The sequence below is a fragment of the Siminovitchia sediminis genome, assembly GCF_042680885.1.
In the GTDB taxonomy this organism is placed as follows: domain Bacteria; phylum Bacillota; class Bacilli; order Bacillales; family Bacillaceae_C; genus Siminovitchia; species Siminovitchia sediminis.
Map to the genome: position 1 here is coordinate 34959 of NZ_JBHUEO010000113.1, position 25510 is coordinate 60468.

The 25510-nt window shown below is 42.7% G+C and carries 25 protein-coding genes and 1 pseudogene; 15 read left to right on the top strand and 11 right to left on the bottom strand.

The genetic code is table 11. The features are described 5' to 3' along the window. Positions 1–77: 77 nt before the first annotated feature. Both fdhF and ACFSCZ_RS18135 read left to right on the top strand, forming a co-directional pair. On the top strand, positions 78–3038 hold the full coding sequence (gene fdhF, locus ACFSCZ_RS18130) for a formate dehydrogenase subunit alpha (protein ID WP_380776024.1): 2961 nt from the start codon (positions 78–80) through the stop codon (positions 3036–3038). Then, positions 3031–3585 carry a helical membrane plugin domain-containing protein gene (locus ACFSCZ_RS18135; protein WP_380776027.1) on the top strand — a complete coding sequence of 185 codons (555 nt, stop codon included), beginning with the start codon at positions 3031–3033 and terminating at the stop codon, positions 3583–3585. Before fdhF ends, ACFSCZ_RS18135 begins: the two co-directional genes overlap by 8 nt. Positions 3586–4321: 736 nt before the next feature. On the opposite strand, the gene opp4C is transcribed toward ACFSCZ_RS18135, so the two are convergent. The 7 genes from opp4C to ACFSCZ_RS18170 all read right to left on the bottom strand — a co-directional run bounded on the left by opp4C (position 4322) and on the right by ACFSCZ_RS18170 (position 10993). Further along, positions 4322–5233, bottom strand: a complete 912-nt coding sequence (gene opp4C / locus ACFSCZ_RS18140) for an oligopeptide ABC transporter permease (RefSeq protein ID WP_380776030.1) — start codon at positions 5231–5233, stop codon at positions 4322–4324. Between the two features lie 11 nt (positions 5234–5244). After that, on the bottom strand, positions 5245–6195 hold the full coding sequence (locus ACFSCZ_RS18145) for an ABC transporter permease (RefSeq protein WP_380776033.1): 951 nt from the start codon (positions 6193–6195) through the stop codon (positions 5245–5247). 195 nt (positions 6196–6390) lie between these two features. Beyond that, positions 6391–8049, bottom strand: coding sequence for a peptide-binding protein (locus tag ACFSCZ_RS18150; RefSeq protein ID WP_380776040.1), 1659 nt, complete (start codon positions 8047–8049; stop codon positions 6391–6393). A gap of 83 nt (positions 8050–8132) precedes the next feature. Beyond that, on the bottom strand, positions 8133–9152 hold the full coding sequence (locus ACFSCZ_RS18155) for an ABC transporter ATP-binding protein (RefSeq protein ID WP_380776044.1): 1020 nt from the start codon (positions 9150–9152) through the stop codon (positions 8133–8135). Continuing rightward, entirely contained in the window at positions 9149–10132 is a 984-nt protein-coding gene (locus ACFSCZ_RS18160; protein WP_380776047.1) for an ABC transporter ATP-binding protein, read from the bottom strand. Before ACFSCZ_RS18160 ends, ACFSCZ_RS18155 begins: the two co-directional genes overlap by 4 nt. A 292-nt stretch (positions 10133–10424) precedes the next feature. After that, complete coding sequence (locus ACFSCZ_RS18165) at positions 10425–10571, bottom strand: lmo0937 family membrane protein (protein WP_380776050.1); 147 nt, start codon at positions 10569–10571, stop codon at positions 10425–10427. A gap of 272 nt (positions 10572–10843) precedes the next feature. Continuing rightward, positions 10844–10993, bottom strand: coding sequence for a lmo0937 family membrane protein (locus ACFSCZ_RS18170; RefSeq protein ID WP_380776053.1), 150 nt, complete (start codon positions 10991–10993; stop codon positions 10844–10846). A gap of 160 nt (positions 10994–11153) precedes the next feature. On the opposite strand from ACFSCZ_RS18170, the gene ACFSCZ_RS18175 reads away from it, so the two are divergent. From ACFSCZ_RS18175 to ACFSCZ_RS18215, 9 genes are all read left to right on the top strand, one after another. Then, positions 11154–12017, top strand: a complete 864-nt coding sequence (locus tag ACFSCZ_RS18175) for a phospholipase D-like domain-containing protein (RefSeq protein WP_380776056.1) — start codon at positions 11154–11156, stop codon at positions 12015–12017. Positions 12018–12091: 74 nt separating this feature from the next. Then, a complete protein-coding gene (locus ACFSCZ_RS18180; protein WP_380776059.1) occupies positions 12092–12589 on the top strand; it encodes a phospholipase D-like domain-containing protein in 498 nt (165 codons plus the stop codon). Positions 12590–12817: 228 nt separating this feature from the next. Further along, positions 12818–13060, top strand: coding sequence for a hypothetical protein (locus ACFSCZ_RS18185; protein WP_380776061.1), 243 nt, complete (start codon positions 12818–12820; stop codon positions 13058–13060). After that, entirely contained in the window at positions 13057–13311 is a 255-nt protein-coding gene (locus ACFSCZ_RS18190; protein ID WP_380776263.1) for a hypothetical protein, read from the top strand. The genes ACFSCZ_RS18185 and ACFSCZ_RS18190 overlap by 4 nt, the downstream gene beginning before the upstream one ends. 82 nt (positions 13312–13393) lie before the next feature. Further along, positions 13394–14569 carry an FtsW/RodA/SpoVE family cell cycle protein gene (locus ACFSCZ_RS18195; RefSeq protein ID WP_380776064.1) on the top strand — a complete coding sequence of 392 codons (1176 nt, stop codon included), beginning with the start codon at positions 13394–13396 and terminating at the stop codon, positions 14567–14569. Between the two features lie 228 nt (positions 14570–14797). Next, positions 14798–16156, top strand: a complete 1359-nt coding sequence (locus ACFSCZ_RS18200) for a purine-cytosine permease family protein (RefSeq protein WP_380776067.1) — start codon at positions 14798–14800, stop codon at positions 16154–16156. Beyond that, a complete protein-coding gene (locus ACFSCZ_RS18205; RefSeq protein WP_380776070.1) occupies positions 16153–16971 on the top strand; it encodes a carbon-nitrogen hydrolase family protein in 819 nt (272 codons plus the stop codon). Before ACFSCZ_RS18200 ends, ACFSCZ_RS18205 begins: the two co-directional genes overlap by 4 nt. After that, positions 16961–17608, top strand: coding sequence for a cyclase family protein (locus ACFSCZ_RS18210; protein ID WP_380776073.1), 648 nt, complete (start codon positions 16961–16963; stop codon positions 17606–17608). Before ACFSCZ_RS18205 ends, ACFSCZ_RS18210 begins: the two co-directional genes overlap by 11 nt. A 196-nt stretch (positions 17609–17804) precedes the next feature. Next, the gene (locus ACFSCZ_RS18215; protein ID WP_380776076.1) at positions 17805–19280 is read left to right on the top strand and encodes an aldehyde dehydrogenase family protein; all 1476 of its coding nucleotides are present in this window, start codon (positions 17805–17807) and stop codon (positions 19278–19280) included. Positions 19281–19587: 307 nt separating this feature from the next. On the opposite strand, the pseudogene ACFSCZ_RS18220 reads toward ACFSCZ_RS18215, so the two are convergent. Further along, a pseudogene (locus ACFSCZ_RS18220) lies at positions 19588–19701 on the bottom strand (IS3 family transposase); the annotation flags it as partial. Positions 19702–20002: 301 nt separating this feature from the next. Continuing rightward, positions 20003–20887, bottom strand: coding sequence for a LysR family transcriptional regulator (locus ACFSCZ_RS18225; protein WP_380776079.1), 885 nt, complete (start codon positions 20885–20887; stop codon positions 20003–20005). Positions 20888–21046: 159 nt separating this feature from the next. Between ACFSCZ_RS18225 and ACFSCZ_RS18230 the strand changes: the two genes are divergently transcribed. From ACFSCZ_RS18230 to ACFSCZ_RS18245, 4 genes are all read left to right on the top strand, one after another. Beyond that, positions 21047–21994 (top strand): D-2-hydroxyacid dehydrogenase, encoded by a 948-nt coding sequence (locus ACFSCZ_RS18230; protein WP_380776082.1) that lies wholly within the window; start codon positions 21047–21049, stop codon positions 21992–21994. A gap of 27 nt (positions 21995–22021) precedes the next feature. Next, positions 22022–22981 (top strand): agmatinase, encoded by a 960-nt coding sequence (speB, locus tag ACFSCZ_RS18235; protein WP_380776085.1) that lies wholly within the window; start codon positions 22022–22024, stop codon positions 22979–22981. Positions 22982–23124: 143 nt separating this feature from the next. Next, the gene (locus tag ACFSCZ_RS18240; RefSeq protein WP_380776088.1) at positions 23125–23337 is read left to right on the top strand and encodes a hypothetical protein; all 213 of its coding nucleotides are present in this window, start codon (positions 23125–23127) and stop codon (positions 23335–23337) included. Positions 23338–23359: 22 nt separating this feature from the next. Further along, positions 23360–24535, top strand: a complete 1176-nt coding sequence (locus ACFSCZ_RS18245) for a sodium:solute symporter family transporter (protein WP_380776091.1) — start codon at positions 23360–23362, stop codon at positions 24533–24535. Between the two features lie 197 nt (positions 24536–24732). On the opposite strand, the gene ACFSCZ_RS18250 is transcribed toward ACFSCZ_RS18245, so the two are convergent. Continuing rightward, positions 24733–25077 carry a spore coat protein gene (locus ACFSCZ_RS18250; RefSeq protein WP_380776094.1) on the bottom strand — a complete coding sequence of 115 codons (345 nt, stop codon included), beginning with the start codon at positions 25075–25077 and terminating at the stop codon, positions 24733–24735. A gap of 22 nt (positions 25078–25099) precedes the next feature. Continuing rightward, positions 25100–25375 carry a hypothetical protein gene (locus ACFSCZ_RS18255; RefSeq protein WP_380776097.1) on the bottom strand — a complete coding sequence of 92 codons (276 nt, stop codon included), beginning with the start codon at positions 25373–25375 and terminating at the stop codon, positions 25100–25102. Positions 25376–25510 lie beyond the last annotated feature (135 nt).

Below are 25510 nucleotides of genomic sequence, written 5' to 3' on the forward strand. Positions count from 1 at the left end.
GTTTCTTTGAAAAAAACTTTAAATACTGATAGACTTTTTATAATATAACAGTTAGATAGAAAGGGGAGAGTTTTTCATTGGCATCTGAATTTAAAGTAACAATTGATGGAGAACGGATACAGGTCCGAGGTTCGGGGACCATTATGGAAACCTTGAAAGCGCTTGAAGTTTCAGTCCCGGATGTTTGTTTCCACCCAAGCCTGGGAGCTATTGAAACTTGTGATACCTGTATAGTAAAAGTGAACGGTGAATTTGTCAGATCCTGCTCAACTGAAATTAAGAGCGGTGATGTGGTCGAGACTCGAAGCAGGGATGTAAAAGAAGCACAAGTTATGGCTATGGATGAAATTTTGCACAAACATGAGCTGTATTGTACAGTTTGTGATTATAACAACGGAACGTGCGAGGTACATAATACAGTTAAAGACATGCAGATTAATCATCAGAGCATTCCATTTGAACCGAAACCATACGAAGTGGATGATTCCCATCCCTTTTACCGATATGATCCTGATCAGTGCATCCTTTGCGGAAGATGTGTTGAAGCATGTCAAAACCTGCAGGTTAATGAGACCCTTACTATCGATTGGGAAAGAGAACATCCGCGTGTCATCTGGGATAATGATGTTCCAATCAATGAATCATCATGTGTATCCTGTGGACACTGTGCCACGGTCTGCCCTTGCAACGCCATGATGGAAAAAGGAATGGAAGGGGAAGCCGGATATCTGACCGGGCTGAAACGGGAAACTTTGCGTCCGATGATAGATCTGACAAAAGATATTGAAACAGGATACGGATCTATTTTAGCGATTTCCGATATGGAAGCCGCGATGCGGGAAGAACGGATTAAAAAGACGAAGACGGTCTGTACGTATTGCGGGGTAGGCTGCAGCTTTGACATCTGGACGAAGGGAAGAAAAATTTTAAAAGTAGAACCGAACGCAGAGGCTCCTGCCAATGGTATTTCCACATGTGTAAAAGGGAAATTCGGCTGGGACTTTGTAAACAGTGAGGACAGGCTGACAAAACCTTTAATCCGGGAAGGCGAAACATTCCGGGAAGCTGAGTGGGACGAAGCTCTTCATTTGATTGCTGAAAAAATGACAGCTATTAAAGAGGAATCCGGCCCGCATGCGCTGGGCTTTATCAGTTCATCCAAGTGTACAAACGAAGAGTCCTATTTAATGCAAAAGCTGGCCAGGGGTGTCATCGGAACAAATAATATTGACAACTGTTCCCGTTATTGCCAGTCTCCTGCTACGATGGGTTTATTCCGAACAGTGGGCTACGGCGGTGATTCCGGATCCATCACGGATATTGAAAAGGCCGGTATGGTTTTGATTATCGGTTCCAATACAGCTGAATCCCATCCTGTCCTTGCTACCCGAGTCAAGCGTTCACATAAGCTGAAAGGGCAGAAGCTGGTTGTTTCGGATTTAAGGAAGCATGAGATGGCGCAAAGAGCGGATGTGTACATTAAACCCAAACCTTCTACAGATCTGGTATGGCTGTCCGCTGTCACAAAATATATCATTGATCAGGGATGGGCTGATAAAACATTTATTGACGAAAAAGTAAATGGCTTTGACGCCTATTATAAAAGCCTGGAAGAATACACCCTGGAATATGCAGAAAAAATTTCGGGTATCTCCAAGGCAGAATTGATTCAGATTGCCAAAATGATACACGAGTCAGACAGCCTCGTTGTTCTATGGGCAATGGGTGTCACACAGCAGTTGGGGGGAAGCGATACAAGTACGGCCATTTCAAACCTGCTGCTAGTCACAGGAAACTATGGACGCCCGGGAACTGGATCCTATCCGCTTCGCGGCCATAATAATGTGCAGGGTGCCAGTGACTTCGGAAGTATGCCGGACAGGTTTCCCGGCTATGAAAAGGTGGCTGATGCCGAAGTACGTGCCAAATACAGTAAAGCATGGGGTACAGAAGTTCCTGAGCATCCGGGACTGAACAACCATGATATGGTGGATGCCATGCATAACGGAACACTCCGCGGGCTCTATATTAAAGGCGAAGAAATGGCTCTTGTCGATTCGAATGTCAATTATGTCCGTGCCGGATTTGAAAAGCTTGATTTCTTTGTGGTACAGGATGTTTTCTTCTCCAAAACGGCTGAATATGCGGATGTGGTTCTTCCTGCCTCTCCAAGCCTGGAGAAAGAAGGTACATTTACAAATACCGAGCGCCGTTTCCAAAGGCTTTATCAGGTATTCGAACCGCTTGGAGACTCCAAACCTGATTGGCAGATCATTATGGCCATTGCCAACAGGTTAGGTGCTGACTGGAAGTATGAACATCCTGGTGAAATTATGGAAGAGGCTGCAAAGCTTGCACCATTGTTTGCCGGTGTCAGATATGACAGGCTCGAAGGTTATCAATCTCTGCAATGGCCCGTCAAGGAAGATGGTACAGATTCACCATTACTGTTTACGGATGGTTTTCCGTTCCCTGACAAAAAAGCCCGTCTGTTCCCGGTGAGGTGGACCGAACCGCTTGAATACGAAGAGCAGTATGATATTCATGTCAATAACGGACGTTTACTTGAACACTTCCATGAAGGAAACCTGACCTACCGGTCTGAGGGGATCGCCTCAAAAACACCAAATGTTTTCTTGGAAGTATCGCCTGAGCTCGCAAAAGAAAGAAGGCTTGTCAACGGTACTCTTGTCAGGTTGACTTCTCCATATGGACAAGTGGTCGTACCCGTTCATATCACCGATCGGGTAAAAGGCAATGAAGTGTATTTGCCAATGAATGATGTAAACAGCGGAGCCATTAATCTGCTGACGAGCAGCTTTGCGGATAAGGATACTGATACACCGGCCTATAAAGATATTATGGCCAAGATGGAGATTGTGAAAGAGAAAGGGGAAGATCCTCTCCCAAGAACAAACCACCGTTTTGGAAATCCACAGCCTCAAAAAGGAGTGGAGGTAGAAAGGAAATGGGCGAGGGAGGACTATATCTTTCCTGGTGACCGTGTGAAAAGGGAGGGACTGAAGGCAAATGGCTGAACCGATTAAAAATATTCAATTCAAGCCGGTGAACGAGGAAGAACAAAGACAGAACGATTTAAAGGAAATTGAAGATGCCCTCATAGCCAACAAAGATGCCATCTTAGATTTAATGAAAGTCATTGGCCATTTGAAACAACGGGGCGTTCTCGATATCGCCAACGGCTTGCTTGGCCAGGGAGATAAAGTACTGGATATTGCGGTTAATTTGGCCAATATGCCGGAAAATAAAAACTCACTAAAAAACCTTATGCTTCTAGTTGGGACAATTGGCATGCTGAATGTCACTCAGTTGGAGCCGCTGTTATTAAAGTTGAATGCAGGTATCGCCAGAGCAGCCGAAACTGCGGAAAAGGAAGAAGGGAAAACAAGTTATATTGGTATGGCACGTGCCTTGAGGGATCCTGAAATCAACCGCTCCATCACCTTGCTCCTTGAATTTTTAAAAGGAATGGGTACAGATATCGGTGAGTTTGAAAAAAATGATCCTACACACATAACACCTGCTGTTTCATCAGGAAAGACACAAGAACAGAAAGACCAGTAACAATATGGATATTCTTTAAAGACACTGAGACCTGCCTGAGCTGCAGGTCTCTTTGATATAATCTGAGTAAATTTGTAGTGGATCATTTAAAGTAACGAAGGTATATATGATAAAGGTAGTAAAATAATTAGTGGCCTGAGAGGAAATGTTATACAACGTGTTGAAAACGATGATACATGATGGTAAACGTAATGTGCAAAATTGCAGTATCACATATTCCTTAACGAACTCACGAAGCGGTTTAACTGTACAAAAAAACAATGGGGTGACTTCATGGGATTTTACTATTTTATCCTTCTTTTTGTTGGGGTGCTTCTTATGTTAGGAGCTGGGTTACAGGCATTTAAATATCAATCATTGTTTACCTGGAGGGTGATATCCTTAGGCTTGATCGGTATTTTGTTCATTGGTTTATCGCTCTTTTTATTTACGCCGGGCAGTTCCGAAATAATTGCTGACCTTTTACAATTAAACTGATACAAATGGGTGTATTGGTTAATAAGGGATAGGTTAGCCGAGGAATTGGAAAAGCAGGGAGGAGGAAAGATCCCCCCTAATGGAGGGGGTCGCAACAGATTTCCTCAACAAAGGTTATGAGTAAATGGGTCTCCTGAAGGCCCTGCCGGGTTTCTATTTACGATTCTCTTCATAAAACTGAATCCTACATTAAAAGTATAAGCATAAGTACCTGAGGAGAGGAGGGCTGCCGGTTTTCGGCAGCCCTCCATTTTTGCAATTAAAGTTCTTTTGGATCCAGTGTGTCACGCAACCCATCTCCGACAAAGTTAAAACATAATACGGTTAATAAAATCATCATTCCCGGAAAAGCAGGGTACCATGGGGCCGTCATCAACACTGTAAAGTTTTGTGCATCCTGGAGCATATTCCCCCAGCTTGGTGTAGGAGGCTGTACTCCGAGGCCCAGGTAACTAAGCGCAGCTTCTGCTAAGATTACTGTTCCGATTAATAGTGTGGCTGTTACAATAAGAGGACCTATGGCGTTCGGCAGCATGTGACTGAAAATTATTTTGACTGGTTTTGTACCGATCGTTCTGGATGCCAGTACAAATTCTCTTGTCCGAAGTGTTAAAAATTCCCCCCGCACAATTCTGGCTGTACTTGTCCAAGAAGTAATCGCAAAAACCAGAATGAGCTTATCTACACTCGGCTGAAAAATCGTAACGATGGTAATGAGTAAGAAAATCGTTGGAATTGAAATGATCACATCAACAAACCTCATGAGCAGCGCATCGATTATTCCGCCGAAATAACCGGAAACCGCTCCAATGGTTGTTCCAATCAGAAGAGCACCGGTCACTGATCCAAAGCCCACCAATAGAGAGATTCTTCCGCCATAAAGCAGTCTTGAGAAGATGTCCCTGCCAAAGCGGTCTGTGCCAAACCAGTGTTCTGTACTGGGGGGAGCCAGCTTGTTTGCCAGATTTGTTGCGGCAGGATCATAAGGTGCGATGAGAGGTGCCAATAGGGCTGAAAGAATAATCATCAACAGCACAAAAGCTCCGAAAACCGCCAATTTATTTCTGGAAAATTTGCGGATAAACATGCAGGTTAATGTTTCAGGTTTATCCGGGATGTTGGAGTCTGTCTCTGCATGATTGATCGTTGGATCGTAGTTAGAACGTGCCATTCCTATCCCCCTTAATACTCAATCCTTGGATCAAAGATCGCATATAATATGTCTGCCACTAAGTTACCGATTACTACGAATACAGCAGTTATTACGGTTAATGCCATGAGCACAGGATAGTCACGACTAAAGGCCGATTCAATAAACAACCTCCCAATCCCAGGCCAGCTGAATATCATTTCAGTAATGGCAGCGCCTCCTATAAAATTTGGGAGCATAAGTCCAAACATTGTAATAATGGGGATGAGTCCGTTACGCAATCCATGTTTCCAAACGACAGTGTGTTCTTTAAACCCTTTGGCTCTGGCTGTGCGGATATAATCCTGCCTCAATACATCGATCATGCTGGATCGTGTATAGCGGGTTAATGCAGCCATATCAGCAGTTGCCAGGACGAAGGCGGGCATAATTAAATGATGAAGCCGATCCCAAATGCTAAAAGGAACATTTAATGTAGCAACTCCGCCCGTTGGAAACCAGCCGAGCTGTACCCCGAAAAAAATAATCATCATAAGCCCAAGCCAAAAATTGGGGGTAGCAACGCCAAGAAATGACCCGATGGTGACGGTATAGTCGAGCTTTGTGTAAGGTCTCATAGCGGAAAAAATACCGAGCGGTACGGCAATGAGGAATGCTAATATTGTAGAGGCAGCCATGAGAAGCAGAGTATTGGGAAGTCTGTTCCAAATCATTTCACTGACAGGCACACCCCGGCGAATGAGTGACGTTCCGAAGTCTCCTTTGACCATGTTGCCGATCCATTTTACATATTGGACATGGATGGGGTCATTCAAACCGTATTTTTCTTCAAACTTTGCCTGATCTTCCGGTTTCATGGTAGGGTCCATCAACAGGCCGGTGGGTCCCCCGGGAGCAGCTTTTATAATAGCGAATGAAATGATAGAAATCCCAATCAACAACGGGATGGCCATGAGAATTCTTCGTATAATATAAGGGATCATCCGTCTGACTCCTTCCGCTGCGTAAAATTACCATGATATGAACTACATTTTTATAGGTTAAGAAAGAGAGGGGGAAACGGATGCCCGTTTCCCAATCTTCTTCAGAAACGCCTGGAGTCCGAGCTTAGCCAGCGCAGCTTCCGTCTTTTGTATGAGTCTGTACTTCCATAAAAAGATGCTTGCGCTTTTTCATCATTACTGCTTATCCAGCCACCACTGATGCGGCTTATAGATTGCATGTTTCGGATGGAATTCATAACCTTGCATTTCTGCTGGGACAGCTCTGAATTTGATTGGATAGTATAGAAACGTATATGGTTGATCCTCAGCCAGACTTGCCTGTATCTCTCCGATCAATTCTTTTCTCTTCTCCGCATCCTTTTCTCGCAGCTGCTGGTCCATCAGCGTATCAAGATCGGGATTTGAATAACCGGAAAAGTTCAACCCTTTTTCTATCTCTTTCGTGTGAAAGATGCCGCTTGGATCCGGATCTGTACCTAACGCCCATCCCAAGACAATCGCATCAAAGTTCCATACTCCCGGAGCGAGATCCGCGATGAGGGAACTGTATTCGACAATTTTCGGCTTTGCCTCAATACCTACCTCTTTCAATTGCTCTTGCAACAGAATTGCAGTGTCTTCTCTGACTTTATTACCTTGGTTTGTTTTGATTTCAAATGAGAACTTCTTTCCGTCTTTTTCAAGGATGCCGTCTTCTCCGGGCTTCCAACCGGCATCGGCCAGCATTTTCTTGGCTTTTTCAGGACCGTATTCGAATTTTTTTACATCCTCGTTATATGCCCAGCTTAGTGGGCTTTCCGGCGTGTGTGCCACTTCCCCGTGACCTTCTAATATTTCTTTCACGATGGTTTCACGGTCAATGGCATGGGTAATAGCCTGACGTACTTCCTTCTCTTTGAACAAGTCGTTTCTTAAATTACCGGCGAAAAATTCATATTGAAGGGATAAACCTTCTTCGATTTTGATTCCAATTTGGTCTTGGAATGACTTCACCATTTCAATATCTGTTGGTGGTACGCCATCCCAGAAATCAATGTCGCCATTTTGGAGTTGAGTCAGCATCGCATTGGCATCGGGAACGATTTTTAGCGTGATAGAGTCCAAATGAGGTCTTCCTTGGTAGTAATCTTCGAAAGCCTCAACTTTTACATATTGGCCGTCTTTCCATTCAGAAAATGTAAATGGCCCGGTACCAATGGGGTTTTTCGTATTAAACTCATGCTCGCCCAGTTCGGCGACCGGCACATCTTTCAGAATGTGCTCGGGCAAGATGCCAAAAGTCAGTCCGACCGTATGGAATTGGGCGTCTACTTCTTTCATATGAAACTTGACTGTCCGCTCGTCTACTTTTTCCACGCTTTCCAATGCTTCGAAATAGGATTTTCGTGGTCCGTCATAGTCGTCGCTTAATGGAATGTTATATGTAAATACAATATCGTCGGCAGTCAGGTCTTCTCCATCATGGAACTTAATGCCTTCTTTTAATGTAACCGTATAGGTCAGCCCATCCTCAGACTCTTCCACACTCTCGGCCAGAGCATCGGTAGTTGGCGATAAGTCCTCTTTATTGGAACCAACCAAACCTTCAAAAATAAGTGTTTCGACATCCGAACTCACAGCATCATTTGAAAAAAGCGGATTAAACAAAGTCGGTGATCCCGTAGTTCCGATAATCAAGTCTCCGCCGTTAACAGGCTTTTTATCATCAATAGCCGCATCGTTTTCATTGGATTGTTTTTCTTCTGATGTTGAATTTTGGCCACTGCATGCGGCTAAAAACATCGATAGTATAAATGCCAAGCTCAGCAGTTTAAACCAAGCCATTTTTTGCATGGTCCAGCCCCCTATATTGAATTTTAACTTGCATGAACGGATCTTTTATCTGTCCATACATCACCCCTTTCAAGGTATGCCGATTACGGATATAAATGACAGGCGACAAAATGTTCCTCTTTCATCTCTTGACAGTCGGGAGACACTTTCCGGCATAGTTCCATTGCCGCCGGACAGCGGGTATGGAATACGCATCCGGCAGGCGGATTGGAAGGGCTCGGAAGTTCTCCTTTCAAAATAATTCTTTCACGCTGCTGCATTCCGTCCTTTCCAGGAACAGGAACTGCGGAAAGCAGGGCACGGGTATATGGATGAAGAGGTTCTTCGTACACATCTTTCTTTTTAGCAAACTCCATCATCTTTCCAAGATACATCACAGCGACCCGATCACTGATATGGCGAACCACACTTAAATCATGGGAAATAAAAATATACGTAAGGCCAAATTCCTTCTGTAATTCCTCCATTAAATTAATAATTTGTGCTTGAATGGAAACATCCAGTGCAGATACGGCTTCGTCCGCAATGATCAAATCCGGATGTGATGCAAGAGCTCGGGCAATGCCAATCCGCTGCCGCTGCCCGCCTGAAAATTCATGCGGATAACGGTTCATCAAAGAGGGATTCAAGCCAACTCGATCCAAAAGTTCCGATATTTTCTCTATACGGCCCCTTCGATTATACAATTGATGAGTCTCGAGGGGTTCATTGATAATCGATTTCACTGTTTTTCGGGGATTCAGGGAAGCGTACGGATCCTGGAAAATCATTTGGATATTTTTTCTTACTGTACGGGCAAGGATCCTTTCCGGAACATGGGAAATATCCTTGCCTTTAAATAGGACTTTTCCGCCAGTCGGTTCATACAGCCGGATAAAAGTTCGTCCGGCTGTTGATTTGCCGCATCCTGATTCACCTACGATTCCCAATGTCTCTCCTTTTTTGACAAAGAGAGAGATGCCGTCAACTGCCTTGATCTGTCCGGACGTTCTTTGAAAAATCCCTGACTTGACAGGGAAATACTTGGCTACATTGACAGCCTCGAGCAAGTAGTTGGTACCGCTTTGTTTCGTATGCTGTTGCTGTTCCGGGGCTGTGGTCATGTGTTATCCTCCTTCTGCTCAAATAGAAAACAGCGGACAGCCCGCGAGTCCCCCTTTGGTTTTAAACGTGGAACTTCTCGAAGGCAGCGGTCAAAAGCATGGGGGCACCGGGAAGCAAAGCGGCATCCTATTGGATAATTCTCCGGAGACGGTACATTTCCCTGGATGGGGATCAGCCGGTCAGTATCCTTATCAATGGAGGGGATCGAGTTAATCAGCCCCGCCGTATAAGGATGATACGGTTCATTAAAAAGGGCCTCTACAGATGCTTCTTCAACAACCTGTCCACAATACATGACAAAAACTCTATCAGCAATTTCTGATATAACTCCAAGGTCATGGGTGATCAGAAGGATAGAGGTCTGAAATTGTTTGCTTACATCTTTCATCAAGTCTAAAATTTGTGCTTGGATGGTTACATCCAATGCGGTGGTCGGTTCATCCGCAATTAACAGTTTGGGATTGCAGCTCATGGCAATGGCAATCATCACCCGCTGTCTCATTCCGCCGGACAGTCGGTGGGGATACTCCTTCAGCAACTCTTTGCCGCGTGAAAATCCGACCATTTCTAGAAGTTCAGCGGCTTTCCTCAGAGCTTCCTTTTTAGATATTTTTTTATGGTACATTAACACTTCTGTTATTTGCTCACCGATGGTCAATACAGGATTCAGTGAAGTCATCGGCTCTTGGAAAATCATTGATATTTCATTTCCCCGAATGGGGTACATTTCTTCCTCCGGGATCCTTGCCAAGTCTATACCATTAAAGTATATATGACCATCGACAATTTTGCCGGGCGGACTAGGGACCAGCCTCATAATGGAAAGGGAGGTAATACTCTTACCCGAACCCGATTCTCCTACCAGTGCAACGGTTTCTCCTTTTTGAATATGAAGATCGACTCCATCTACAGCCGGAATCATCTTTTGGTTCGAAATGAAGTGAGTTTTTAAATTCTGTACTTCCAGTAAGGCTGTCAAAAAGCATCACCGTCCCTTTTTAAAAGTTCGCACATATGAGATTCAGTTAATTGTAGTTTAGATGATTCTACTAAAAATTACTATATCAATATTTTTTTGTGTCCACATGAGCCTAACGATCTATTCCTGGGTCTATAGAAGGATATATGTGCATGTAAAATAGTTTGTCTTTAAAAAATCCATATGCTTTTGTAATAAAATTATGTCTAACCTTGAAAAACTCCTGCTCTATCTGTTTGACATTTAATATTTATGAACAGAAAAAAGGCCTCTTTATCAATGAGAGGCCATCTTAGACGCTATTTCTGTTCCAAATGGATTGAACCAAAAGTAAAATGCCTGCAGATAACAATAGAATATGTATGACAGCTCCTGCCATTTGAGTGATAACCCCAATGAGCCAAAGTACCAGCAATACGCCAATAATCATCCATACCATATAAACATACCCCCTTTTTTTCTTAGATTACCCTTTCTCTTTAGGGGGGAAACCTTCTGTTGAAAAGATTTTACAATATTGATCATTACTCTTGAGAAAAGTTACAAATGCATGTAAACAACATAAAGGTCTTCTGCAACAGACAGGAGGTTCCTTATCTCGGATCACAAAGAACGATTGGGCTGATCATCTCATGACTACGTGATGTGAAAAATTATTCAGGCTGCTGCAGGATTTCCATTTTTCATTTTTTCAATGCAGCAGCCACTCTCCTATTCTGATTTTTTTCTGCCTGTTATCAAACGAATCAAAAAAAGGATCACTGCTGCAACAAGCAAAAGATGAATCAAGGCACCGCCGATCTTGGCAACAAGGCCAAGTATCCATAACACGATGAATATTCCAATGATTGTCCAAAGCATATTTTTAACATCCCTCCCCTGAAGATCAGTGTCTTATATTTACCCGATGGGATAAATAAAAAACCAGATTGGAGCTGCATTAAAACAAGATTTGCCTAGTTTTGAAACAGTCCAAGCGGGAATTCAATGGGTATCCGGCTGTAATTGGAGGTGAAGGCGCGTGAGAGTGAAAAATAAAAGATATTGGCTGATGGGCTTATTGGCGCTGTTGCTATGTGTGTTTCTTGGCGTGGTATATGTCCAGTCCACCAAAGCCCTTCCAGAGGGGATACCATATGAAGGGGAGACTCACCAGCTTCCGGCAGAATCGATTTCTTTTCTATATGACCTGACCTATCAGGCTCACGGGGAAACGCAGTATGAACAACATATGTTTAAAGCCGTGTTTGAGGCCATTGATGAAGCGGAGGAGTTCATTGTCCTGGACTTTTTTTTATACAACGATTATTACGATGCAGATCAGCAGTATCCGCAGCTTAGCTCCAATTTAACCAAAAAATTAATTGACAAGAAGAAAAAGAATCCGTCCATTGACATAACACTCATTACTGATGAAATCAACACTTCCTACAATTCTCACAAAAACTGGCAATTTGAAGAGTTAAAAGAACACGGCATTGATGTGCTTTTGACCAATGTTGATCCTCTCAGAGATTCAAACCCGTTGTATTCCGCTATTTGGAGAATGTTTTTTCAATGGCTTGGACAAAAGGGAACCGGCATCTTTCCGAATGCCATGGCTGATGGAGCACCGAAGATGACCGCCAGGTCTTATTTAAAGATGCTAAATATTAAAGCTAACCATCGGAAGCGGTTGCCACAGACCACACAATACTTGTTTTATCCGGTAATCCACATGATGCCAGCGCGTACCATTCCAATATTGGATTTCAAATTGACGGTCCCATTGTTCAAGACTTACTGGAGTCGGAACAGGCAGCAGCGAACCTTGCAGGAGGCAAAAAACTGTCCGAATATAAAGGAAGAAAAACTTCAACAGGGGACCATTCCGTTCAGCTGGTAACAGAAGGAAAAGTCCTGGAAAAAACTCTTTCTTCCATCGAAACAGCTATGCAGGGGGATGAAATATGGCTGGCTATGTTTTATCTTGCGGATAGGGAAGTCATCGATGCTTTGCTTAATGCTGCCAGCCGTGGTGTCCAAGTGAACATCATTTTAGATCCGAACAAGAATGCCTTCGGCTCAAAGAAAACGGGCCTTCCGAATCAACCGGTTGCACTCGAACTTCATGAAAAAACAGGCGGCCGGATTAACATTCGCTGGTATCAAACCGGGCAGGAGCAATACCATACCAAACTTCTTTATATTAGGACTAAAGACAAAGCACTGATTACCGGCGGCTCTACCAACTTCACTTCAAGAAATCTGGATAATTATAATTTGGAAACAAACGTTTATATTGAAGCTCCGATCGAATCTCCTGCAGCGCGGGATGTGGACAGTTACTTTCAAAGAATTTGGTCGAACAAGGACGGCCAATATACAATAGATGGTGCAGAACTTTTGAATCCATTAACGTTTGGCCAGCAAGTGATATACATGGTGCAGCAGATTTTTAACTTTACTACTTTTTAAACAGGTTGTTTCCTGTACTCTCATGAATACTAACTAAGGTTAATTCCCACAATTAGGTGGATGTGAGAAAATACAACTTGCAGCACATGAATTTCGGGATCTTACTGAATGGATTGCCGGCTGGTATAATACAGTACCTGCGGGCACATTTAACAAATCAGGCTGATGAAGATCCTGAATTAAAGTCCATGCTTGAGAGGCATTATTCCAACATATCGCGACTACAACATGAAAGTAGAGTTTGTCCAAAGTGCGGCAATACCGGATATATCCAAGTTTCAGCCGGATGATTCCCGACCGAAGCTGGACCAGTATACACACCCTCCGGTTCAAATGGTCAGAGCTTGTGTACCAAGGACGGGTGCAACCACTCTTTCTGACCAGGAAATTGCTTTAGCCTATCAATTAAATCAAAAAGCAACCGCAAAAAACTTGCAAGAGCCACTCTGGAGTGCCCGCACCCTGAACTGAGGACATTTCTTGAAAAAGCGATTTTAAACAGCAGCAGGCATTCATGTGATGTTTGGCAATATATGACGGAACGTGGGTATTATCCGCTTTCTCCTGTGCCAAAGGAAGATATCGAATTAGTTTCAGCGATGCATCAAATGATTCCGCAGCCTCCTTGGTCAGGGGCGAACAAGCAGAACAGCCATCATTTGTACAGTAGAAAAAGGGCAGCCGCAGCGGCTGCCTCTTATACCTTTCGGGAAAAGACATAATTTGTTCCTTTTTTAATCATTCGTCATTCAGTATAATGTTAAGATGGTTACCAGTTTTATTTTTTAAAGAGGAGATAGCAAAATGGCCTCACCAAGAAGAAACATTCCCAAAATAGATTATGGGATTATTTTAACATTGATGCTGATGATGATCATCAGTCTAATTGTCATATATAGTGCCCAGACTACCGGGCAATACGGAACAAATTTTGTGCTGCAGCAAGTCGTATGGTATACACTTGGAGGAATTGCGGCCTGGGTGATCATGCAATTTGATTCCGATCAGTTAAGGAAGATGTCCTGGTACTTATATGGGATAGGATTGCTTTTACTATGTATTTTATTTTTGTCACCGGATGACCTGCCCTTAACCAAACGGACAAATGGCGCGCAAAGCTGGTTTTTCATCCCGGGAGCGGGAGCTGTACAGCCTTCAGAATTTATGAAGCTCTTTACCATTTTGGTGCTGGCAAGATTAACAACAGACCACCATGTGAAGTTTACTCATAAAACATTACAGACGGACTTTTGGCTGCTAATTAAGCTAGGCCTGGTTACAGCCGTTCCTATTGCGTTCATTATGATGCAGCCGGATTTAGGAACTTCATTGGTCTTTTTGGCTATATTCCTGGGAATGGTATTGGTTTCAGGCATTACATGGAAACTGCTTGTCCCTATATTTGGCGGTATTTCATTTATCGCTGCTGCTGTTCTATTGATTGCGATAAAGATGCCCGAGTATTTAAAGTTTCTGGGTGTTAAACAATACCAATTTAAACGGATTTATTCCTGGCTGGATCCTTTTACGTATCAATCCAATGAGGGATTTCAGCTTGTAAAATCGTTATTGGCCATCGGCTCCGGAATGACGGGCGGAAAAGGGTTCGGAAACAGAGAAGTGTACATGCCTGAAAGTCATTCGGACTTTATTTTCAGCACACTCGGCGAGGAGTTTGGATTTATTGGCGGCAGCATTGTCATCAGTTTGTTCTTCCTGTTAATTTATCAGATTACAAGAGTTGGGCTCGATACGAAAAATCCTTTTTATTCCTATATTTGTACCGGTGTGATTTCGATGATTGCTTTTCACGTATTCCAAAATATCGGCATGACGATCGGACTATTGCCCATAACAGGAATTCCTCTTCCCTTTATCAGTTACGGGGGAAGTTCGCTCCTGTCCAATATGATGGCGATCGGTGTCATTATGTCAATCCGATATCATTATAAAAAATATATGTTTTCATCCAGTGAATAACGATCGGTCTGCGGAAGCAGGCCGATTTACTTATTCATCGATGCAAAATTAAATTATAATTCATATTAGAATCAAAAATTCAGTAAAAAATTCAATAGTAAATCAAAAAAGGTGTAAGCGCTTTTGAAAAAAGACTCGATTACTTGGTACGATTTTTGCAATATACATTTTAGCAAGACAGAGAAAATAAAGAAAAATAAAAATCATACCAAGAAGGGGAATTTAAAAATGGCTAGCACAAAAGTCACGTTAGGAAACGATAATATTCGTCCGTTGTCTATGCAACAGCGCACTGTAGGATTTTTTGGAATTTTTTCAATTTGGGTAGCAGCCAACTTTGTTATCACCACGATTTTAACCGGAATGCTGTTTTTACCGGATATATCTTTTATCGATGCCTTAAAGGTCATTTTTTTGGGTTCAGCTTTAGGAGCGATTCCCATTGCCTTAATGGGGAGGATTGGAACGAATACAGGGCTGCCGACAATGGTTATAACCCGTGCAGCTTTTGGCCAAAAAGGATCTTTGTTGCCTGCAATAGCAAACACAGTGATTCTTGTCGGATGGAGCTGGATTCAAGCATATATGGCTGGATTGAGCTTTGATTATGCAGTCAACTATTTAACGGGATACAGCAATGTCAATTTGTTTACGATTCTGACGCAGGCAGTTGTTGTATTGATTACCATTTATGGGATCCGCGGTATCGATCATGCACAGCGGTATATTTCAACAGCTATGTTGATTTTATCATTTATGGTCTTTTATAAGTTGTTTACTGCCTATGATGTACACTCATTAATCCAGCTCAAATTGTCTGAAAATCCTGAAACGACCTTCATTATTGCTTTTGATATCGTTATTGCAACCGCTTTTTCTTGGATGTCTTCAGTTAGTGACTACAACAGAAGTGCAAAGTCAGAAAATAGTGGAATGGTTGCAACCTATATTGCCTATGTGCTTGCTTCGATGGTCGCATTTGGTCTTGGATCAGCTGTAGGCGGTTTCAGCCTGGCGCTTGGCATGGAGCAGACTTATGATCCGGTTGTACTCCTTGCACAGCATGGATTTGGTCTTGTTGCAGCAATTGTTGTATTTCTTTCCGTTGTATCTACAAATGCAATGGCTCTGTATAGTGCCAATATGTCACTCTTAAATGTATTTCCGAAAGGGTCTTTCTGGAAAAATGCCCTCATTCTGGGTGTCATTACAATAATGGGTGCATTGTTGAAAGAAAGATTAATGACTCACTTCTTTGATTTCGTACTCTTTATTGCCACATTGTATATCCCTATCTTTGCAATTGTGCTGGCAGATTATTATATTGTGAAGAAAAGACGTTATGATGCAGAGGATATTGCACTTGACCAAAAGGGGTTGTACCGTTATACGAAAGGTTTCCACCCTGCTGCCTATGCTGCCTATGTATTGGGGGCCGCTTTTGCCCTCTACTTTACGTATATCAGCCCATTGGCGATCGGATCGACAGTATTGACGTTCTTCGTTTCAGGAATTCTTTATATTGGATTGACAAAAGTAATGACTTCAAGTGGAATAAATCAATCAAAAGGTGAAAAAACAGCATGAAGAAATGGGAAATAGCCGTCGTACAAGACGATTTTAATATTAAAAATCCTTTACTTTTGATGGAATCCCATGTGAAGGACAGCATACAGAAGCATCCGGAGACAAGGCTTATTCTGTTTCCGGAATCTGCAGCTTCCGGCTATATATTTTCGCAAGAATTCGTTAAAGCCAAAGCAGAGCCTGCTGATGGGCCTGCCTTTAAATTCCTGTCCAATTTAGCAAGAGAATTTAAATTGTACGTAGGGTATGGCTTTATTGAAAAAAAGAATGATCAAATATTTAATTCAATGAATTTGATTAGTGCAAATGGAGAACTATTGGCAACTTATCAGAAAATGCATCTCACTCCACTAGAAAAACATCTGTATACAGCCGGCGATGGTCTTGTTTCCGTAAAAACGGAGCTGGGGACTTTAGGCTTGATGATTTGCTGGGATATGGCTTTTCCTGAGCTCGGTCGTTTGCTTGAACAGCAAGGTACGGATGTCATACTTGCTCCAAGTGCATGGGAAAGTCCGCATGAAGATTCATACAGCCGAATGGCTGCAGCTCGGGCTATGGATAATACAGTTTATTTGGCGACGTGCAATTATTCCGGTGGAGAAGAGGAAATACAGTTCTTTGGCAAGTCTGCTGTGTATGGACCGGATGGCGGCATGATAAGCCGCGAAACAACTGGAGGGAACTCTATCATTACAGCAGAAATTGACCTTGCAAAAAGGCGGTATTTGAAAGATCATTTTTATTCTATGAGATCAGATGAGCGTACAGATTTGTATAAGATTCAATGGAAGGGATATTTCAATGGATATTAAAAGAATGATAGACTTGTCTCTCCCGTTGCAAAATGATGTTCCGGTTTTTCCGGGGGACCCTGAACCAAATATCCGTCCTGCCACTACAATCGAAAAAAATGGGTATAATACTTCATTTTTAGATATAGGTTCACATACGGGAACTCATGTGGATGCTCCTTTTCATTTTAGAAAAGAAGGAAAGACGATGGATCAGCTACCTTTGAATTATTTTATGGGTGAAGGCGTGATTATCCCTGCTACACATAAAAAAGGCGGAGAGGCCATCACGCTGGAAGACGCCTCTCCCTATTTCGATAAGCTTGGTCCTGGAAAAGTGGCCTTAATTCATACCGGATGGACGAAATATTTGGGAGAAGATAATTATTTCAATCACCCTTACGTAGATATTCAAGTGGTAGTGAAAATGCTGAATTTGGGTGTCCGGACCTTTTTCATTGATGCTTTAAATATAGATCCGCCAAATGGAGAGGATTTCCCGGCACATGAAGCAATCACAGTAGTGAATGGAATTATCGGTGAAAATTTTACGAATTTCAATCAGATTAATTTTGATCATCCCTTCATTATTGCACTGCCATTAAATATTACAAAGGGTGACGGCTCTCCTGTACGGGCAGTTGCATTACAATTATAATTTGTTTTTATTATTGAAATAAGGAAGTCTATGAAATTGCCGGCATATTAACCAAAAGGTTCATCTATGTCTTCGCTTTTTGTGGGCACTATTTTGCGATTAAGCAGGTGAGAATCACTGACAAATAGGTTTTGCCGTTCTCGGTGTTCCATTTGATGAAGCCTCATACTGCAAACAATTGAGGAGGTTATCCAACTTGATAAAATTAAAGATGTACATTAATGGTGAATGGAAGAACTCCACCAATAATGCTGTCCGTGAGATCATAAATCCTGCTAATGGAGAGGTTATTGCTCAAGCTGCCGAAGGTACGTTGGAGGATGCAAAAGTCGCCATCAAAGCGGCGAGGGATGCTTTTGAGAGCGGAATTTGGTCAGACCTTACAGCAGCGGAGCGGGCAAATTACCTTTATAAAATTGCCGGTAAAATAGAAGAAAACTTTGAAGAGCTTGTGGACTTGGAAATCATGGATAATGGAAAGACAAGAGGAGAGGCCGAGTTTGATATGGAGGATGCTGTAGCCAGCTTCCGGTATTATGCGGGCTTAATCGTGAACTCCGGCGGGGAAACGTTGGAAGTTCCAGATCCCGATATGCACTCCATGGTCGTTCGTGAACCTGTTGGTGTCGCAGGACTTGTTGTTCCCTGGAATTTCCCCATGCTTATGAGTGTTTGGAAGGTTGCCCCCGCATTGGCAGCAGGCAATACGATCGTATTCAAACCGGCGGAAGTCACTCCTATAACGGCAGTGAAATTGTTTGAAATTATGGAAGAAGTCGGAATTCCAGCGGGTGTGGCAAATATGGTTTTAGGTGACGGCAGCATTGTCGGCCAGGAAATTGCAGAGAGCAATGATGTTGATGTCATTTCCTTCACTGGAAGCACACAGACTGGAAGACGAATTATGCAGGCGGCAACAGGGAATTTGAAGAGAATTTCCCTCGAATTAGGAGGGAAATCTCCCAATATTATTTTTGAAGATGTCGATTTGGAAGTTGCGGTGGACCAAGCGTTATTTGGAATCTTTTTCGGAGCCGGCCAAGTATGTTCGGCTGGTAGCCGCATCCTTGTCCAGGAAGAGATCTATGACGCATTCGTCGAGCGATTTGTGGAACGCACGAAGAAAATTAAAGTCGGCTCTGGAAATGAGGAAGGCGTGGAAATGGGCGCCATCGTCAGCGAAAAACAGATGAACAATATTTTGAACTACATTCAGATTGGCCAGGAAGAGGGAGCTACTCTTGCGGCCGGCGGAAACCGAATCATGGACAGGGGCTTGGAGAAAGGTTTCTTTATTGAACCGACTGTTTTTACGAATGTGAAACAGGACATGCGGATCGTCCAGGAAGAAATTTTCGGACCTGTCGTTACGATCCAAAAGTTCAAGGATGAGAAGGAAGCCATTCAACTGGCAAACGATGTGGATTTCGGTTTGGCCGGGGGAGTGTTTACAAATGACGGGGCGCGTGCTTTGCGTGTTATCAAAAAACTCCGTGCAGGTATCACATGGATCAATACGTATCACCCAACATTCGTTGAAGCCCCGTGGGGCGGCTATAAACAAAGCGGTATTGGCCGCAGCCTTGGAACTTATGGGCTGGAAGACTTCCAAGAGGTTAAACAAATTAATATCAATATGAACCCTGGAATGGCAGGATGGTTCGGAAAGTAGTGACTAAAAACTCTACAGTGTATGAACTGTCCAGGAAAGCTGTAGATGATGATTGGAGGGGACCATTCCACAGCTACTTAAATGAGGTACTTATAGAACACGATGTAGGCTGCTAAACCTCCGAACTCTTCGGGTTTTGGCAGCCTGATTTTTCTGTATTCTTTCCAAAAATTATAGTACTCCATATATTTTATGAAATTGTATTGTATTGGTTAGACGTCATGCTCCTTTTTGAGCAATGCCTTAACCTTACGATGACCTTTCTTGTAATCTTTTTGTCGGTTTTTCCTATCGCTCCCTGCCATTGTTCATGTCCATGTCCATAGGTGTGTTGCTTTCCAACAGGCTGTTCAAATCGATAGATTTTCTTAGTGCGATACCCGTACATCCATGTCTTAACCTGCGAACTATTTTTAATACCATACCTCTTCATGAACTGCTTTGTTGTACGTGTCCCTGTCACCTTTCATTAATAAACGCCCATCTAATGTCTGCCGGGTACTCTCTTCTCCCCATGCAAAAACACCTCCGACTTTGTGCTTGTTGGTTTCAGCATACCCGTTCGAAGGTGTTTATGTTTATCAAAATATGAGGTTAGTTCTTAGGTGTCCAGGTGTTAATGTATGGGAATTTATTTTCCGAAACTGATTCTGATCAGCTGCGCAACTTCCTTTCGGTTGTTTTATGATGAATTCCAGGATGATAGAATCACCAAGGACTTCCTAAAGTTCATCTGCTTTTGACCATAACGATTGAATGACATCACTGAAGGACTTTTGGATGTTTTTTTCTTCTTTTTTCTTTAAATAAATAAGTGAAGTTTTTAAGGCGATCGTTTGGTCCGTTAAAATAGGGACAAGGTCTCCGCTGGCAATTTCTTTGCTGATCAGATTTCCTGAAAGCAATCCGTAACCCGTTCCGTTTAAAACGGCGCGCTTGATAGCTTCTTCACTTCCAAATTGAATGGTTTTTCTTGGGTTAAGGTTGGCTTGTTGCAAAAATTGCTCGATGGTCCTCTGATAGCTCATACTAATCCGGAAATTGATAAAAGGGTACTGATTGAATATGACATCATCCTGATACTGTTCATATATATCTTTGGCAACGACCAACAATAGTTCCTCTTCATCCAAAATGATATTATTCATGCTGCTTTTTGATACTTCACCGGCAATGACGCCCAGATCATAACTGTTGGCTTCAATCCCCTTGATCACTTCATCACTGCCGCAGGAAACTAAATGGATATGAACGTCGGGAAATGTCCTTAAAAACTCTGAAACGATCGAAGGAAAATAATTGGTGCAATAATATTCGGGAGCAGCCACTGTAAGATAGCCGCTGGGCTTCCCAAGTTCCATCATGGCAGATTCCATTTCATCTACAATTAGAAACAGCTCATCCGTATATCTTTTTAAAAGCTGGCCTGCAGGTGTTAAGTGATTCTTTTTGCCGGCCCGGAAAAATAACAGCTGATTCAGCTCATTTTCCAGCGCCTGAATTTGCGCTGTTACTGTTGGTTGGGTGAAATTTAACTTTTCTGCAGCTTTGGTAAAGTTCAGGCATTCTGCTACAACTTGAAATGTTTTTAAATTTCTTAATTCCAATGCACCCACTCCTGCTTCATCTATCATTAGGTATATTCTAACACAGTTTAAAGGATTTAAAGGGAGAAGCATTGAAAGTACCTATCGTTTCAATAGAGATTGCCAATTTCACGGGACGTTTTTCTTATGCTACCTTTAATATATAGGGGGGGTGCCTATATGCTCGTTTGTACAACGCCTGATGTTTCCATTGATCTGCAGAAAAAACTTGCGGAAGAGACACAACAAACGGTTGTTCAGAACAAAGTTGCAGAACTGGATGAAAAAGATAGGTACCAGGCAGAAATTCTTATCACATACGGCAATTTCGAAGATGCCATAACAGTTCAAGAAATCGACCGGCTTCCCAACCTCAGATGGATCCATGTATTAAGCAGTGGAACGGAACAGTTGCCAAAGGACACGATTCGAGACAGAGCCCTATGTGTTACATCCTCTAAAGGAATTCATTCCATACCGATGAGTGAGTATGTCATATGTGCGATCCTGTATTTTGCAAAAAGAATAGGAGATTTTCGTAAGCTTCAGGATCAAATGCGTTGGTCTTATTCATTGGGGATGTCGGAAATCTACGGTAAAACTTTGTGTGTGTTGGGAACGGGTTTCATTGGTACTGAGATTGCAAAAAAAGCTAAAGCTCTTGGCATGGAAGTCATCGGTTTTAATCGAAGCGGACGTGCATCCGATGGTTTTGATCAAACTTATAAAATCCGGCATGTAAACGAATTCATTCCATCCTTCGATTATATATGCAACGCTCTCCCATCCACCAAAGAAACCAGGGGATTAATTGATAAGGAAATGATCCGAAGCATGAAAGACGGAGTCATCTTTATCAACGTTGGAAGGGGAGACCTGGCAGTAGAAGCAGATTTGGAAGAGGGATTACGTACAGGGAAAATTGGCGGAGCAGCTCTTGATGTGTTTAACAAAGAGCCCCTTGAACCCGGTCATCCTTTTTGGTCAATGGAAAATGTCATCATTACTCCTCATGCGTCTGCCAGAACGGAAAGGTATATGGAACGTGCACTGGATATCTTTATTAAAAATTATCACCTCTATAAGGAAAACGCTTTCGAAAACATGGTGAATAAGGTTTCTTTTTAATGAATAGGAGAAAAGGAGAGTTATTCAATGAAGAAATATCAACAAGATCCCACATTTAGAGAACCCCGTTTTAGCGGTATCAGCACATTTATGAGATTACCTCATGTAAGAACACTCGATGAAGTTGATGTGGCAGTGGTAGGTGTACCGTTTGATACGGGGCAAACTTTCCGGACAGGGGCAAGGCTTGGACCGCAGTCGATACGAAACTTTTCATCCCTTGTCCGCTGTTCGTCCACTTTCCACGGTATCAACATATTTGATTATGTATCTGCGATAGACTACGGAGATGTGCCGGTGGTTCCCGGATTTATCCAGGAAACGTATGAAAATATGGTCGAGGTGCTGGCGCCGATGTACCAAAGAGGTATTGTTCCTATTGTCATGGGTGGAGATCACTCCATTACTCTGGGAGAATTGCGGGCGGCTGCCAAAGCTTATGGCCCTGTATCCTTGCTCCATTTTGATGCCCACACAGATACAGTGGATAGCTACTTCGGACAAAAATATACGCACGGCACTCCATTTAGGCGGGCTGTAGAAGAAGGATTGATTGATCCAACTCGTTCCATTCAGGTAGGTATGCGCGGACCAGTCAACAGCCTGGATGAATATGACGAATCAAGAGAATTAGGGTTTGAAGTGATCACCTCCGATGAAATATATGAGATGGGGATCCCTTCACTGATCACTGCCATAAAAAATAGAGTCCAGGGCCAGCGGGTATTTCTTTCATTTGATGTGGACTTTATCGATCCTGCCTTTGCACCAGGGACAGGAACACCTGAAGTCAATGGTATTTATCCGCGGGAAGCCTTTCAAATCTTGCGGCAATTGAAGGATCTTTCGTTTATCGGATTTGACGTGGTTGAAGTCCTCCCTGCATATGATCATGGTGAAATTACATCTGCATTGGCAGCAAACATCATGTTTGAAATGATGTGTTTGGCCGCACTGAACAAAAAACATGCAGTATTAACGAAATAAGAGCCGAATATCCCGGCAATGAATAAAAGGGACTTCATTTGCCGGGTTTTTAAAAGAAAGAACTAACATTGAATAAAAGCATAAGGGACGCTTCACTTTGTAGAGTATTCAAATTGTAAGCGTTAACCAGGGGGTATCACAATATGGGAACAATTGACATTGTCATTATTATTCTTTATTTTGCCGTCATCGCAGGTGTCGGGGTATATGGAGCAAGGCGGGCTACGAACGCGGAAGAATATATGGTGGCCGGCCGGAATTTAAACTATTTCATGTATATCGGCTGTTTGGCCGCTGTCATACTTGGCGGAGCTTCTACAATAGGTACCAATAGGTACCGCGAGACTGGGATATGAATTTGGAATTTCAGGAATATGGATGGTAGTTGCAATCGGTACGGGTGTCATCTTACTGGGGATCTTTTTAACAAAGAAAATATCCCAGTTCAAAGTCCTGACAATCAGTGAATTGCTTGAAAAACGCTACAGCAAAGAGACAAGGCTGGTTAGTGCCATTGTTGCAACGATTTATACATTGATGCTGACAGTTGTTCAAATGATCGGTATCGGTTCATTGTTAAATGTATGGCTGGGTTGGAACATGGCCCTGTGCATTATCATAGGGGGAGGAATTGTCTTTTTATACACAACAATGGGTGGTATGTGGTCTGTTACCATGACGGATATTGTGCAATTCGTTATTATGACAATTGGCGTATTCTTCTTATTGCTGCCGATGAGCCTTTCCGACGCGGGCGGCTGGACCGCTTTAAATACAGAACTTCCTTCCGGATTTTTCGATATTGGCCATATTGGCGGAGAGCGAATCTTTCAATATTTCATCCTGTTTACACTTGGGCTGATGGTTGGACAGGACATTTGGCAGCGGCTATTTACTGCAAAAACTCCAAAAGTGTCGAAAATTGGTACTGTAGCAGCTGGAATCTATGCCTATGCTTACGCAATTGCTTTGGCGATCATTGGGATGAGTGCTTTCGTATTACTGCCAAATATCGAAGATACCCAAAATGTTTTTGCCGAGGTGGCTATGATCTCTCTTCCTCCAGGTGTGCTCGGTCTCGTCCTGGCAAGTGTTGCTGCAGCGATCATGTCGACAGCATCGGGGTCAATCATAGCCTGTTCAACACTTATATCTAATGATATTGTAAAGAGATTTTTTAAGCCGGATATAAGTGATAGAGGTTTTGTCCGGATTTCCCGCTTTACCACTGTAGGAATTGGCGTTTTTTCCATCATTTGTGCCATTTGGATCCAAGATATACTTGTTGCCCTGGACGTTGCTTATGCCGTGTTATCTGGAGCCTTATTCTTCCCGGTCATCTTTGGTTTGTTTTCAAAGAAGGTCCATGCGCGAGCGGCTTTTTACTCCATCATTTTAAGTGCAGCCGTTATTCTGGCAGGACTGGCTATATTGGGAATTACAGCAACAGAACCAATTATATACGGATCGGCAGTAAGCTTTGTCACATTATTGGTCCTATCGTTTTTTACTTCGAATAAGGAAAAAGACCAGAAGGAAATTAATGTGAGTTAGAAGAGCTGCAGATGGCCTAATGAAGTTCAGGCACCTGCGCTGACAGTTGAATGGTTAACAATATAAAGACGACTTATACTCAGTTTTTGAATATAGAGTCGTCTTTTCTATACGTTCAAAAATATATAAAAACAATAGGAGTCTTCAAAGAGACTCAAAGGAAGAAGCTTCAAACTATACCTCCCTTGATGTCTATCTTATTGAACTCCCCCATACGGAAATTGATTGGAATACCCCGCATGCTGCTGGTAGGACTGCTGAATCTTTTGCTCGCTCTCAGCGTCAAAAGCGTACCAGCCGTTCTTGAACATGTGTTCAAACAGGCTGCGCTGCGCATTCTGAGTTTCGTTGAAAATTGTCAGTAAGTCATCATAAAGGTGCTGGTGACTCGCTTCATGCAGAGCGACAGCATAGCTTCTTGTCATATATTTTTCTGTGGACAACATGTCATTCATAAAATCACGGTCATTCATCTGCGGTGTTTTTGGAACTTGAGCAGCCGGGTTTTGAATTTTTTGCCCAGATTGGTTTTGGTTGTTCATTGGAAAGATTTTCTCCTTTCTATCACATCATCTGGTTATTTTGCTGTTTTTCCTGTAAATGGGCAAGAAGCATTTCATAGTGGCGCTGATGCATTTGCCCGCACTTTTCAATTTCTAGCTTGACGGGCTGGTCCTGACACTGTTCGGCAAAAAAATGTGCTTTTTTCATGGCTAGCAGATTCCATGCCAACATATCATTAATATAAGAAAGGTCTTTAGTCGTAATGACATGCGGCGGCTGCTGCATGACCGGCTGTTGCTGCTGCGGCATTTGTTGTGAATTTTGCTGGTTCTGCATAGATTTCCCTCCTTAAACAGTACAAGGATAGCATTTGTGGAGAAAGGAATTTTATTCATGTGCCTCGTTTATTAGCAATTTTGATTTGCTGTTAAAAATCATTGATAAATTCTGATGATTCCGTTATATTAATAC

Excerpts from the sequence above, each read along its gene's own strand:
- ACFSCZ_RS18135 (WP_380776027.1), top strand. The coding sequence starts at position 3,031 with ATGGCTGAACCGATTAAAAATATTCAATTCAAGCCGGTGAACGAGGAA.
- opp4C (WP_380776030.1), bottom strand. The coding sequence starts at position 5,233 with ATGGCACGTTCTAACTACGATCCAACGATCAATCATGCAGAGACAGAC.
- ACFSCZ_RS18145 (WP_380776033.1), bottom strand. The coding sequence starts at position 6,195 with ATGATCCCTTATATTATACGAAGAATTCTCATGGCCATCCCGTTGTTG.
- ACFSCZ_RS18150 (WP_380776040.1), bottom strand. The coding sequence starts at position 8,049 with ATGCAAAAAATGGCTTGGTTTAAACTGCTGAGCTTGGCATTTATACTA.
- ACFSCZ_RS18155 (WP_380776044.1), bottom strand. The coding sequence starts at position 9,152 with ATGACCACAGCCCCGGAACAGCAACAGCATACGAAACAAAGCGGTACC.
- ACFSCZ_RS18165 (WP_380776050.1), bottom strand. The coding sequence starts at position 10,571 with ATGGTATGGATGATTATTGGCGTATTGCTGGTACTTTGGCTCATTGGG.
- ACFSCZ_RS18170 (WP_380776053.1), bottom strand. The coding sequence starts at position 10,993 with ATGCTTTGGACAATCATTGGAATATTCATCGTGTTATGGATACTTGGC.
- ACFSCZ_RS18180 (WP_380776059.1), top strand. The coding sequence starts at position 12,092 with ATGTTTTATCTTGCGGATAGGGAAGTCATCGATGCTTTGCTTAATGCT.
- ACFSCZ_RS18185 (WP_380776061.1), top strand. The coding sequence starts at position 12,818 with ATGAAAGTAGAGTTTGTCCAAAGTGCGGCAATACCGGATATATCCAAG.
- ACFSCZ_RS18195 (WP_380776064.1), top strand. The coding sequence starts at position 13,394 with ATGGCCTCACCAAGAAGAAACATTCCCAAAATAGATTATGGGATTATT.
- ACFSCZ_RS18200 (WP_380776067.1), top strand. The coding sequence starts at position 14,798 with ATGGCTAGCACAAAAGTCACGTTAGGAAACGATAATATTCGTCCGTTG.
- ACFSCZ_RS18205 (WP_380776070.1), top strand. The coding sequence starts at position 16,153 with ATGAAGAAATGGGAAATAGCCGTCGTACAAGACGATTTTAATATTAAA.
- ACFSCZ_RS18210 (WP_380776073.1), top strand. The coding sequence starts at position 16,961 with ATGGATATTAAAAGAATGATAGACTTGTCTCTCCCGTTGCAAAATGAT.
- ACFSCZ_RS18230 (WP_380776082.1), top strand. The coding sequence starts at position 21,047 with ATGCTCGTTTGTACAACGCCTGATGTTTCCATTGATCTGCAGAAAAAA.
- speB (WP_380776085.1), top strand. The coding sequence starts at position 22,022 with ATGAAGAAATATCAACAAGATCCCACATTTAGAGAACCCCGTTTTAGC.
- ACFSCZ_RS18240 (WP_380776088.1), top strand. The coding sequence starts at position 23,125 with ATGGGAACAATTGACATTGTCATTATTATTCTTTATTTTGCCGTCATC.
- ACFSCZ_RS18245 (WP_380776091.1), top strand. The coding sequence starts at position 23,360 with ATGGTAGTTGCAATCGGTACGGGTGTCATCTTACTGGGGATCTTTTTA.
- ACFSCZ_RS18250 (WP_380776094.1), bottom strand. The coding sequence starts at position 25,077 with ATGAACAACCAAAACCAATCTGGGCAAAAAATTCAAAACCCGGCTGCT.
- ACFSCZ_RS18255 (WP_380776097.1), bottom strand. The coding sequence starts at position 25,375 with ATGCAGAACCAGCAAAATTCACAACAAATGCCGCAGCAGCAACAGCCG.